Raw genomic sequence first — 12,462 nt, forward strand, 5'->3', positions numbered from 1 at the left:
GCCCCCAGACCACGCCCATCACCCGGCGCGGCCCCAGCGGCACCACCACGAAGGCGCCCGCCGCCACACCGCCCGCAGGGGCGGCATAATCCAGCGTGCCGCCCAGCGGCTGCGTCGTCAGCACCGCAACCGGCTCACCTTCGCCGAAAACACCGTTAGCGCTCACATTTCCACCTGTTCCGGGTTTCAGTGCCCCCTGTCCTGCGGTATGAGAGGCCCAATCGCAAGTCCGCCCGAGGAGGCCGCCCATGAAATTCTTCGTAGATACCGCCGAGATCGACGCCATCGCCGAGCTGAATGACCTTGGCATGGTCGACGGGGTCACCACCAACCCCTCGCTGATCCTGAAGTCGGGGCGCGACATCCTCGAAGTGACCAAGGAAATCTGCGACCTCGTCGATGGGCCGGTCTCCGCCGAGGTGGTGGCGACCGATGCCGAGACCATGCTCGAAGAGGGCAAGAAGCTCGCCGGCATCGCCGAAAACATCGCCGTGAAAGTGCCGCTCACCTGGGCGGGCCTGAAAACCTGCAAGGCGCTCTCCGACGCGGGCACCATGGTCAACGTCACGCTCTGCTTCTCCGCCAACCAGGCGCTGCTGGCCGCCAAGGCCGGGGCTACCTTCATCTCCCCCTTCATCGGGCGGCTGGATGACCTCAACCTCGACGGGATGGACCTGATCGGCGACATCCGCACCATCTATGACAACTACGCCTTCTCCACCCAGATCCTCGCCGCCTCGATCCGCTCCGCCAACCACATGAAGGACGCCGCCCTGATCGGCGCCGACGTCGCCACCGCCCCTCCCGGCGTGATCAAGGCCATGGCCAACCACGTGCTCACCGACAAGGGCCTCGACCAGTTCGTGAAGGACGCCAAGCAGGCGGGCATCAAGATCGTTTGAGGCGGAGAACTGCCGGGCGAAAAGCCCCTGAGCTTGACTTCCTAGTGCCACAACGCGCAAGTCCGGGCCGGGCCTCCTGCCAACGGCCGACGGTCCAAAAACTAGGGGTTACGTGACTTTATTGGGGGCAAAGTGATGTTCAAACGAGTGCTAGATTATATCAACTCGGTGCTCCTTCGCCCACTCGCCAAGCTGATCGTCAACGCACAGTCGCTGCGGCAACGTTGGAAAACCCTGGGACAATCGCCGCAAGTCCACTGTGAGGCCGATTACGACGGGCGGCGAATTATGTTGCTGGCGCTTTACCAGAAGGGCCAGCTGCGACCTGATGTGGAGCGCCTCTTCAAAGCCGCGCGAAAGGAAGGCCTCTACATCGTCGCCGTGAACACCCTGCGGCTGGCCGACCCCAGTAGCGTCGAAGGGCTGATCGACTGCTATATCGAGAGGCCGAACTTTGGCCGCGATTTCGGCAGCTACAAGACAGGTTTCCTGCACGTCTTTAACAGGGGGTGGCACCAAAAATGCCCCCGCCTTTTGATGGTAAATGACAGCGTCTACTTTTCCGAAGAGCGGATGGGCACGTTTCTATCGGAGATGATGAACTCCGAGATTGAGGCACTTGGGGCGACTGAAAACTACGAGATCGAGTTTCATCTCGGCTCCTTCTGCATTGCCATGGGGCAACCGGTCCTGCAGAAGAAAGCCTTTCAGAACTACTGGCACAGCTATCGTCTTTCCGATGTCCGCCCAAAGGTGATCAAGCGGGGCGAGATGCAGTTGTCGAAGACTCTCAAGCGCTGTGTTTCCGCGCCATCGCAGTTCCGCTCGCTCTATAGTTCGGCCCACTACATGCGCCGCCTGAACGAAGACCCGGAGCTGATGAACATCTCGATCCGCAATGCCCGCACGTCCAATCTGCTGCATTGGGAGCGGGTGAATGCAACGGGCATCGTGACCTTTCTGAAGAAGAACTTCTTTCTGTCACCCTATGACGAAGACCTGGCTACGGTTGGCCAGGACATCCGCGTTGAAGCCTCCATTAAGGAGCTCAACGCGCTTTATGCGGTGCAGGACGCTGAAGGCATCAAGACGATCCTGCGGCACCTGTTGAACGACGAGGCAGTGCTGCATGAATCGTTACTGGACGACACAATCAAGTCGAACCTTGTTCAGGTCTTCATGAGCGGGAGCCAGATCCATCAGAATGCGGCGATTCTATTGCACTTGGGGCTGCCGATCATAAAACTGGATGGTCTTTATCGCGGCATGTTCAACACCTACGACATACAGCGCCTGTCCAAGCTGATCGCACCACAAGAAGCACTGGAACTCCAGAACCTGCTGATGGAGCGCCCCTTCGGCGGCGCCACGCTGATCGGATGGAAGCGTGCTGCCTTCATTGTTGGCCTGATCTGAGCCAACTCGAGAACGCCCTATATTGGGCTCACATTTGCTCTTGCTGTCACAGTGCTGGTGCCATGAAAAAACTCGTTCTTCACATTGGCCATAGCAAGTGCGCCAGCAGTTCGCTGCAGTCCATGCTGAGCCAGAACTTCGCTGCACCCTACCGCACCGAAAGCGGCGATCTGATCCGCTATGCTTCGCTGCATGGAGAGAAAGGCGTACATTTCGGGCCGGGCATCCGGAAAATGGCCCTGAAGAACCCTTCAGGCTACGTCGCCAGCAGCCTGCCGATGAATGCCGATCCTGCCTTGCTGGAAGCAAATCTCAAGGACATCGCGGCACGTAGCGGAGCCGAGGATGTCGTCGTCTTAAGCAGCGAGGGTTGGTCTAATCCGGGCATGGCAAAGCCCGAGACATTCCAGGCCTTGGCGTCTTTGGGAGTTCCTGTTGAGATTGTCATGTTCGTCCGCCCGCCGGTTGACTGGTTCAACTCCGGTTGGTGGCAATGGGGCGTCTGGAACGGCGGTGGTTTGGGCCGCTGGTTCGAGGAGGCCGGCCATATCAATCTACTGGAGCGGCTCAGGCAATGGGATAACCCAGAGGTCATCTCTCGTCTGGCAATATTCGAAATTTCCCAGAGCCCTTATCGTTGCCTTCTGGGCTTTCTGGGGGTTCCGCTGACCAAGTTCGAGGTGGCCGACTCCAACGTGGGCACCAACTTTCACCTGCTCAAGCACCTTGTTGCGCATAAAAAGAAGTATGGCCGCACCACGCATGACCCCTCGGTCGAGTTCGAGCTGAACAAGCTGCTTGACCTGCCCAAGGCACCGCCGCCGTTCGTCGTGCCAAAAGCGATGTCCCGCGCAATCATCGCACGTACTAAGAAGGACAACTTGGTATTGCTCGACAGGATAGAGTCAGGCAACGGCAAGCTCGCTCCATCGGTCAGAACCAAGTATCTTGATGAAAATGCCTACGATAGAACCCCGTACGTCGAAGCCGCAGAAGCCCTGAAGGTTGACGAAAGTGATGCCGTGATCGGGCGGCTAATCGACATGGTGCGCGCAAAATAGCCTGTGTTGGGCGCGCATCTTCCAGATGGCAACGCCGCCATCAGCCCTGTGACTCAACCGCCACCCTTGCCCCGCCTGCCAGCCCCGCGCCGACAAAGCCCTTGCCCGGCAGCGCCGCGATTTGACACAAATGGTGCAACCAAAAAGCAAACGCATGGGATAGGATACGCCCATGACGGATCGAGAGGCAGATATGAGCGAAGCGGCGGAGCAGCTGATCGGGCTGCGGTCCATGATTATTTCCGAACCCGATATGATCCTCGAGGATCGCGACATCATGCACGCGCTGATCGCGGCCAACGAGAAGGCGCTCGGCGGCAATATCGTCGATCTGCGCGGCATCGCCATGGAGCGGCTCGAGGCCCGGCTCGACCGGCTGGAAGACACCCACCGCTCGGTCATCGCCGCGGCTTATGAAAACCTTGCCGGCACCAACCAGGTGCACCGCGCGGTGCTCACCATGCTGGAACCGATGGAGTTCGAGGAATTCCTGCTCAACCTCGGTGGCGAGGTGGCCAATATCCTGCGGGTCGATTGCCTGCGCCTTGTGCTGGAAAGCGTGCAGGAGGGCGAAGACCCGGCCGTGCAGAAGCTGGGCGAGGTGCTGCACGTGGCGCCCCCGGGATTCGTCAACGACTACCTCACAATGGGCCGCGACAAGCCGGTGCGGCAGGTGACCCTGCGCCAGACCCGGCCGCAGTTCTCGGTGATCTACGGCGCGGCGGCCCCCAACATCCACTCCGAGGCCTGCCTGAAGCTCGATTTCGGCGCGGGCCGCCTGCCCGGCCTTCTGGTGATGGGCGCCGAGGATCCGCACCAGTTCCGCCCCAGCCAGGGCACCGATCTTCTGGGCTTCTTCGCCGGTGTCTTCGAGCGCCAGATGCGGCGTTTCCTGGGATGAGCCTGATTGCTCCCGCGCTCGCTGACGCGCTGGAGACATGGCTCGCCCGACTGCGCGCGCTCGACGGGCGCGCCGAAAACACCCTCACCGCCTACCGGCAGGATGTGCAGGCCTTCCTCGCTTTCCTGCCCGGCCACCTGGGCGAGGGCAGCATGGGCCCGGCCCGGCTCGCCGATCTGAAGCTCCCCGACATGCGCGCCTGGATGGCGCATGAGCGCGGCGCTGGCCTTGGCGCACGCTCTCTGGCCCGCCGCCTCTCTGCCGTGAAGGGCTTTCTCGGCTGGATCGCCGAGCGCGACGGGCTGGAGCTTTCGGCGGCGCTCTCGGTGCGCGCGCCCAAGTATCAACGCAAGCTGCCCCGCCCGGTGGCGCAGGAGGCCGCGCGGGGGTTGATCGACCGGGTCTCGCTCCAGCACCCCGAGCCCTGGGTCGCTGCCCGCGACGCGGCGGTGGTGACACTGCTCTACGGCTGCGGGCTGCGGATTTCCGAGGCGCTGGGGCTGACCGGGGCCGATGCGCCGCTGGGCGAGGTGCTGCGGATCACGGGCAAGGGCGGCAAGGAGCGGCTGGTGCCGGTGCTGCCGGTGGCCCGCGCCGCGGTGGAGGACTATCGCCACGACTGCCCGCACGAGCTTGGGCCCACCGAGCCGCTGTTTCGCGGCGTGCGCGGCGGCGCCCTTGGCCCGCGCGCCGTGGCCCGGGTGACAGAGGCCGCGCGGATGCAGCTTGGCCTGCCCGCCACCTGCACCCCGCATGCCCTGCGCCACAGCTTCGCCACCCATCTGCTGGAAGCGGGCGGCGACCTGCGCACCATCCAGGAGCTTCTCGGCCACGCCTCGCTGTCCACAACCCAGGCATACACCGCCGTCGACACCACCCGCCTGATGCAGGTCTACGACAGCGCCCACCCGCAGGGCCGCAAGCGCGCCTGATGCGCCGGCACCGCACCCCGGCGTCGCCGGTCCCCCCTTCCCGCGCCGCAGCAAGCTATTTCCTTGCCGCGCCCGCCCCGGCCCGGTAACCCTTCGGCTCATGTCGGATCAGTTCAAGGCCTACGGGGTCCACCTCTTCACCGCCACCGGGGCAGCCCTCGCCATGCTCGCCATGCTGGCCGCCGTGCAGGGCGACTGGCCGGTGATGTTCCTCTGGCTGCTCGCCGCCTTCGCCGTGGATGGCATAGATGGCCCACTGGCGCGCAAGTACGACGTCACCCTGCATGCGCCGATCATCGACGGCACCCTGCTCGACCTGATCATCGACTTCCTGACCTACGTGTTCATCCCCGCCTTCGCGCTCTACGGCTCGGGCCTGCTGCCCAACCCATGGGCCGCCCTTTGCGCGCTTGGCATCTGCTTTTCCTCGGTGCTCTACTTCTCCGACACGCGGATGAAGCTGACCGACAAGAGCTTTCGCGGCTTCCCGGGCTGCTGGAACCTCGCGGTGCTGGTGCTGATGGCGATGCAGCCCGCGCCGTGGATCACCGTGCTCACCTGCATCGTGCTGGCCGCCGCCATGTTCCTGCCGCTGAAGTTCGTCCACCCGACGCGCACCAAGCGCTGGCGCAACATCACCCTGCCCATCGCGACGATCTGGGTCATCCTGGCCGTGATCGCCGCCTGGCAGAGCTTCGAGCAGTTGCCGTGGCTGTCATGGTCGCTGGGGCTGACCACGCTTTATCTCACCTTCGCGGGCATCCTCCAACAAGTGATCCCCGAGCGCTGAGGCCTCACGGGATTGTGCCGCGCACCGGGCTGCACGGGGCGGGCAAACACGCTACCCTAAGGGCGAACGTGACCCAACCCGGGAGACGCCCCATGCAGATGCCCCGCCGCCAGTTCCTGCTCACCGCAAGCCTCGCCGCCACCGCCCTCACCCTGCCAGCCGTGGCCCGCGCCGCCTCTCTTTCGCCGACGCGCACCATGCGCGGCGGGGCCAACAACTATCGCCCCGGCGCCCCGCTGGTTGAGCGGCTCGGCTCGGGCTTCACCGTGCATGGCAAGGTGCTGCGCGCCTCCGATGGCGCGCCACTCAAGGGTCGCCGCATCCAGATCTGGGCGGCGACAACTCTGGGCGGCGAGCGCGAGCCAAAGAACCACGGCTCGGTGCTCACCCGCGCCGATGGTTCCTTCGCGCTGGAGATGGAGCAGATCGTGCCCAACTTCGGCCAGCCCCACGCGCACCTCGCCTACGACGATGGCGAGTTTGAAACCGTGTTCCTCCGGCCCGTCATGCCCAGCCCCCGCGACACCTCCGTGCGGGCCGAATTCGTTCTCGCCTGAGCTTGCGCGCCGCCCTGCCATGGGCCGCCCTTGCGGCGCTTCTCGCCGTACCACTGGCACTCGCCGCCTTCAGCCCCTGGCTCGCCTATCGCGGCTTTGCCTATATCACCGGCGGCTTCGCGGGCATCCTCGCGCTCTGCCTGCTGTTAGTGCAACCGCTGTTGGCCGCAGGCTACCTGCCGGGCCTGCGCGGGCCAAAGGGCCGCCGCTGGCACCGCCGCGCGGGCATCGCCCTCGTCGCCCTCACCCTGCTCCACATCGCGGGCCTCTGGATCACCAGCCCGCCCGACACGGTGGACGCCCTGCTTCTGCGTGCGCCCACCGCCTTTTCCGTCTGGGGGTTCATCTCACTCTGGGGGATCGTTGCGACGGCAGGTCTCATGGCGCTTCGACGCAGGTTCCCGCCCCGGCGCTGGCGATGGGCCCACAACGCGCTGGCCGCCCTCGTGGTGCTCGCGACCGTGCTCCACGCCGTCCAGATCGAAGGCGCGATGGAGCTTGTCTCCAAGTGGATGCTCTGTCTCGCCGCCCTCGCCGCAACCGCCGCTGCCCTGATCGACCTGCGCCTGCTCCGCCGCTAGATCAACAGCCCCGCCGCGCCCTCGAGCCGGAGCAGCGCCACCTTGGTCTCCACGCCCACGCCGCCCGAGAAGCCCCCAAGGCCGCTGGCCCCGAGCACCCGATGGCAGGGGATGATGAGTGGAATCGGATTGGCCCCGCAGGCCCCACCGATGGCCTGCGCCGACACGCCCAGCTTTTTCGAGATCGCGCCGTAAGTGGTGGTGTCACCAAATGGGATCTTCCGCATCTCCGAGCAGACCAGCTTCACGAGGGCTGAAGCCTCAACATGCAAAGGGAGCTCGAAGTCCTCCCGCTTCCCCGCGAAATACGCCCCGACCTGCCGCTCCGCCTCACGCAAAAGCGGCGAGCCTTCGCCCGCCGCCTCTTCGCTCCACGTCACGCCGATGATCGCCCCGGCCTCCTCGGTGAGCACCATGCGGCCGACCGGGGTGGAAATGGCCAGCGTTATCACAAGACGCCCCCGTGTCCGGAATCAAGTCGAAGGCGCCGGACACGCGCCGGACCGTGGGTCGGCGCATCGTCAACAGTTGCGCATCGCACGACCGAAAGATGACCACGGCAACATAAAGCGCCCCCGAACCTCCGTCGCATGCGCCAACCCACGGTCCGGCGCGCGCCCGGCTCGCGTGGGTTGGCTTGGCTTGTCACCCCAGCGCCTCGTCACAGCGCCCGCACACGGCCTCATGCCCATGCGTCCCAACATCCGGCAGGATCTTCCAGCAGCGCTGGCACTTCTCGCCCTCCGCCTTCTCGAAGACCACGCCAATGCCCTCGACCTCGGGCATCCGGAAAGCCTCCGAAGGCGCGGGATCGCCCGAGAGCGACACAGCCGACGTGATGCACACATCCTCGAAGGCCACCGACTTCAGCGCCTCCAGCACGTCCGTATCCTCCACATGCACCACCGGCGCCGCCTCAAGGGAGGCTCCGATGACCTTCTCACGCCGCTGCAGCTCCAGCGCCGCCGTCACCACGCGCCGCGCGCGCCGCACCCCGGCCCACTTGGCCGCCAGCGCCTCGTCGCGCCAGCCGGCAGGCGTCTCGGGGATATCGACCAGATGCACCGACGACCCTTCGCCACCGAACCGCTCCAGCCAGACCTCCTCCATGGTGAACACCAGCACCGGCGCAAGCCAGGTGGTGAGCCGGTGGAAGAGAATGTCGAGCACCGTGCGCGCCGCGCGTTGGCGCAGGCTAGGGCCGTCGCAATACAAAGCATCCTTGCGGATATCGAAGTAGAAGCTCGAAAGCTCCACCGTGGCGAAGTTGAAAACCGCCTGGAACACGCCCTGGAAATCGTAGGCGTCATACCCCTTGCGCACCACCTCATCGAGTTCCGCAAGGCGGCTCAACACCCAGCGCTCCAGCTCCGGCATCTCCGCGGGGTCCACGGCCTGCGCCGCGTCATACCCGGCCAGATTGCCCAGCAAGAAGCGCATGGTGTTGCGCAGCCGCCGGTAGCTGTCGGCCACCCCTTTCAGGATCTCCGGCCCGATCCGCTGGTCGGCGGTATAATCGGTCTGCGCCACCCAGAGCCGCAGAATATCGGCGCCATACTGCTTCACCACCTCCTCGGGGACGATGGTGTTGCCGAGCGACTTCGACATCTTGTTGCCCTTCTCGTCCAGCGTGAACCCGTGGGTCAGCACCCCGCGATAGGGGGCGATCCCGCGGGTGCCGACCGATTGCAGCAGCGAGGAGTGGAACCAGCCACGATGCTGGTCGGTGCCCTCAAGGTAAAGGTCGGCCACCCCGTCGGGCGAGCCATCCTCGCGGTCGCGCAGCACGAAGGCATGGGTCGAGCCAGAGTCGAACCATACGTCGAGCACGTCGAAGACCTGATCGTAGTCGTCCGCGTTGTAATCATTGCCAAGGAAGCGCTCCTTGGCCCCCTCCGCATACCACGCATCCGCACCCTCAGCTTCGAAAGCCTCGATGATCCGCGCGTTCACCGCCGCGTCGCGCAGCAGGAAACCCTCGTCATCGGGCATCGCGCCCTTCTTCACGAAAGCCGTCAGCGGCACGCCCCAGGCGCGCTGGCGCGAGAGCACCCAGTCGGGCCGCGATTCCATCATCGAATACAAGCGGTTGCGCCCGCTCTGCGGCGTCCACTTCACCTGGTCGATGGCGGTGAGCGCGCGTTGGCGGATGGTGGTGCCAAGGCTGTCCTGCCCGTCACCAAGCTCCTTGTCGATGGCCGCGAACCACTGCGGCGTGTTGCGGTAGATGAGCGGTGCCTTGGAGCGCCAGCTGTGCGGGTAGCTGTGGGTGATCCGCCCGCGCGCGATCAGCATCCGCGCCTCCGCGAGCTTGTCGATCACCGCCTTGTTCGCCCCGCCTTCCTTGCCGTTCGGCTTGACGATCACCTGCCCGCCGAAGAACGGCAGATCAGCGCGGAAGGAGCCATCTTCCAGCACGTTATAGGTCATCGGCAGGCCATAGGCGCGGCCGATCTGGTAGTCGTCGTCGCCGTGGCTCGGGGCGGTGTGCACAAAGCCGGTGCCCGCCTCGGCGGTCACATGCTCGCCCGGCAGCATCGGCACGTCATAGTCCCACTCGCCCTCGGCGCCCTCCAGCTTGTAGAGCGGATGCACGGTTTTCATCGCGCCCAGCTCGGCAGCGGCAGCGCCCCGCAGGCGCTCATAACCTTCCACCCGCGCCTGCGCCATCACCGCCTCGGCCAAATCGTCGGCCAGCAGGTACTTGTCACCCACCCGCGCCCAGTTGTCCTCGGCGGCGGCGGTGACCTTGTAGAGCCCATAGCTGATGTCGGGGCTGAAACAGACCGCCCGGTTCTGCGGGATGGTCCAGGGCGTCGTCGTCCAGATGATGACGGAAGTATCGGCAAAATCCTCGGCCATCGCCTGGATCGCGCCCATCACGGCCTGCTGCCCGCTGTGGCCCTGCGCCTCCAGATGCGCGATCAACTCGGGCGTCCCGGAGAAGCCGCCAATGCGGAACTTCACCCAGATCGTGTGGCTCTGGTGGTCATGATATTCCACCTCCGCCTCGGCCAGCGCCGTCTTCTCGACGGGCGACCACATCACCGGCTTGGAGCCCTGGTAAAGCGCGCCGTTCATCAGAAACTTCTGAAACTCGGCGGCAATCGTCGCCTCGGCGTGGAAATCCATCGTCAGGTAGGGCTTCGGCCAGTTGCCGGTGATGCCCAGCCGCTTGAACTCCTCGCGCTGGATGTCCACCCACTTCTCGGCGAAGGCCCGGCATTCCTGCCGCAGCTCGACAATCGGCACCTCGTCCTTGTCCTTGCCCTTCTGGCGATACAGCTCCTCGATCTTCCACTCGATCGGCAACCCGTGGCAGTCCCAGCCGGGGATGTAGCGCGCATCGCGGCCCATCATCTGCTGCGAGCGGACAACCATGTCCTTCAGAATCTTGTTCAGCCCGTGGCCGATGTGCAGGTGGCCGTTGGCGTAGGGCGGGCCGTCATGCAGCGTGAAGGGGGTGCGGCCCTCCTTCTCGCGCAGGCGGTCATAAACCCCGATCTCCTCCCAGCGGGCCAGCCAGCCCGGCTCGCGCTTGGGCAGGCCCGCGCGCATCGGAAATTCGGTTTGGGGGAGGTTCAGCGTGTCTTTGTAGTCAGGCGTTTCGGCGCACATTTGGGGCGTCCTTGGCGTGGTCTTTTCGGGTATTCGGTGAGGGCGGCGCGGCGGGGCCATGCGCCTTGTCCCGGCGACTCCTGTTTCAGAGCGCCGGGCCGCTAATTCGAATGATGGCGAGGCCCAGATATGTCATGGGCAGGCTTATAGGCAGGGGTGCGGGCAAGGTCCAGCGTTGCCGGAGGGGAGCCGTGCAGCGCCGTCCCGCGGGGTGGCGCACGCAACAGATGTTCGAATGCGCTTTATAGTGCCGTAGTCATCTTACTTCAGAGGGACGCGCTTACGTCACCGAAGCGCCGCCCCGGGGGGCGGGACGGCGCTGCACGGCGGCTTCGCCGCGCTCCGTGCAGGCTCTGCGGTTCAAACCTCATCTTCCAAAGCCCCCTCCCCGGCCCGCTCCGCCGCCTCCTGCGCCGCCCAGCGGTTGAGCCAGGCCAGCGCGGCGAGCGAAAGCCCCAGCGCGAGGAAGGAAAACACCCGGAACAGCCCTGTCAGCCCGCGTGCGTCGATCAGGAACACCTTGACCACCGCCACCCCGATCACCACCAGCGCCGCGCGGCGCAGCTGCGTGGAGCCCTTGGCAATCGCCTGCCAGAGCAGGGCGGCACCCACTGCAATCAGCACCACGGTGTAGGTATAAAGCTCGCCGTCGAGCCATCCGTTGCCATACCAGAGCGCCCCCGGCATCCAGAACCGCCGGATCTCGAGAAACACCCAGAAGGCCGCAAGCGCCGCTGCTCCGCCAAGCGTGGCGTGCCGCCACCACCGCCCACCGACCCGCGCGAGCAGCGCAAGCACCAGCGCCGGGCCAAGGTAAGCCACCGCCAGCGTGTCGAGCAGGAGCGGCCCGTAAACCGTGGTATCGGGGATCAGGAAGCCGTGATCGGACAGGAACGGGTTGGAAAGCGTCAGCCCAATGAGCAGAAAAAGGCCCGCCGTCAGGCTGTAAAGCACCGCCAGTGCGACCCGCAGCCACTTCAGCCGCCCGCCCAGCCGCATCCGGTACACCTGCGCACCGGCGCAGAAAAGCCAGACCATCGCCGTAAGCCCCATGCTCGAATGGCTGGCCACCGTGTCCCCGGCCACCCGCTCATCGATGAACCGCCAGAGCGCGGCGGTCGCGAAAATGCCGCCGATCATCAGCAGCCCGCTTTCCAGGAAGGCCCGCCCCAACAGCCGCTTTTCCGCCGGCATGATCCGCCAGGCCGCCGCCATCCCTGCCAGCGCCGCACCGAAGCCCAGCAGGAAGGCCCCCCAACTCGCCTCGATCGACCAGACCAACCCCGGGTCAAACACCACGCGCCAGCCCAGCGCCACCACGCCAAGCGCGATGAATATCTGCATCTCCCGCAGGCGGAAGCGCCGGTCGAGCGCCGCGGCGACCACCAGCAGCACCGCCAGCGCCACCGTCAGCGCCGACTTTGTCAGCAGCACAAAAAGCGCCAGAGCAATGAGCGACGCCGCCGAAAGCACCGCCCAGGCCGTGCGCCGCCGCCGCGCGTCATCGGCCTTGGCAAAGCGCACTGCAATCGCCACCATCAGCGCCGCCAGCGCCAGCACATGCGCGGCCCAGCCGAAGGTGCCGGGCGTGCGCGGCGAAAGCCAGAACAGCTCCAGCGCCAGCGGCACCAAGGGCGCGAAGAGCGCGGCGAAAATGCCCCAGCCCAGCGCCAGCCGCCCCAGCCCGCCGCGCCCCTCCACAAG

Annotated in this window: 11 protein-coding genes; 8 read left to right on the plus strand and 3 right to left on the minus strand. The window is 65.4% G+C overall.

Features of this window, described 5'->3' with window-relative positions; translation table 11 throughout:
• Positions 1-248 precede the first annotated feature (248 nt).
• The 8 genes from fsa to DYI42_RS20925 all read left to right on the plus strand — a co-directional run bounded on the left by fsa (position 249) and on the right by DYI42_RS20925 (position 7,140).
• The gene (gene fsa, locus DYI42_RS20890; protein WP_213548660.1) at positions 249-902 is read left to right on the plus strand and encodes a fructose-6-phosphate aldolase; all 654 of its coding nucleotides are present in this window, start codon (positions 249-251) and stop codon (positions 900-902) included.
• A gap of 135 nt (positions 903-1,037) precedes the next feature.
• Positions 1,038-2,318, plus strand: coding sequence for a rhamnan synthesis F family protein (locus tag DYI42_RS20895; protein ID WP_213548662.1), 1,281 nt, complete (start codon positions 1,038-1,040; stop codon positions 2,316-2,318).
• Between the two features lie 62 nt (positions 2,319-2,380).
• Entirely contained in the window at positions 2,381-3,379 is a 999-nt protein-coding gene (locus tag DYI42_RS20900; protein WP_213548664.1) for a hypothetical protein, read from the plus strand.
• Between the two features lie 193 nt (positions 3,380-3,572).
• A complete protein-coding gene (locus DYI42_RS20905) occupies positions 3,573-4,280 on the plus strand; it encodes a DUF484 family protein (RefSeq protein WP_213548675.1) in 708 nt (235 codons plus the stop codon).
• Positions 4,277-5,212, plus strand: coding sequence for a tyrosine recombinase XerC (locus tag DYI42_RS20910; RefSeq protein ID WP_213548666.1), 936 nt, complete (start codon positions 4,277-4,279; stop codon positions 5,210-5,212). Before DYI42_RS20905 ends, DYI42_RS20910 begins: the two co-directional genes overlap by 4 nt.
• Before the next feature lie 100 nt (positions 5,213-5,312).
• Positions 5,313-6,002 (plus strand): CDP-alcohol phosphatidyltransferase family protein, encoded by a 690-nt coding sequence (locus DYI42_RS20915; protein WP_213548668.1) that lies wholly within the window; start codon positions 5,313-5,315, stop codon positions 6,000-6,002.
• A 98-nt stretch (positions 6,003-6,100) separates the two neighbouring features.
• Positions 6,101-6,559 (plus strand): twin-arginine translocation pathway signal, encoded by a 459-nt coding sequence (locus tag DYI42_RS20920; RefSeq protein ID WP_440870659.1) that lies wholly within the window; start codon positions 6,101-6,103, stop codon positions 6,557-6,559.
• Positions 6,560-6,561: 2 nt separating this feature from the next.
• On the plus strand, positions 6,562-7,140 hold the full coding sequence (locus DYI42_RS20925) for a ferric reductase-like transmembrane domain-containing protein (RefSeq protein ID WP_213548671.1): 579 nt from the start codon (positions 6,562-6,564) through the stop codon (positions 7,138-7,140).
• On the opposite strand, the gene DYI42_RS20930 is transcribed toward DYI42_RS20925, so the two are convergent.
• The 3 genes from DYI42_RS20930 to DYI42_RS20940 all read right to left on the minus strand — a co-directional run.
• Positions 7,137-7,592, minus strand: coding sequence for a methylated-DNA--[protein]-cysteine S-methyltransferase (locus DYI42_RS20930; RefSeq protein WP_440870658.1), 456 nt, complete (start codon positions 7,590-7,592; stop codon positions 7,137-7,139). The genes DYI42_RS20925 and DYI42_RS20930 overlap by 4 nt on opposite strands.
• 193 nt (positions 7,593-7,785) lie before the next feature.
• Positions 7,786-10,758 (minus strand): isoleucine--tRNA ligase, encoded by a 2,973-nt coding sequence (ileS, locus tag DYI42_RS20935; RefSeq protein ID WP_213548673.1) that lies wholly within the window; start codon positions 10,756-10,758, stop codon positions 7,786-7,788.
• Between the two features lie 360 nt (positions 10,759-11,118).
• Positions 11,119-12,462: DUF2339 domain-containing protein (locus DYI42_RS20940; protein ID WP_213548674.1), on the minus strand; the 1,344-nt coding region annotated here is incomplete at its 5' end.

Source organism: Vannielia litorea (assembly GCF_018424695.1).
Classification (GTDB): domain Bacteria; phylum Pseudomonadota; class Alphaproteobacteria; order Rhodobacterales; family Rhodobacteraceae; genus Vannielia; species Vannielia litorea_A.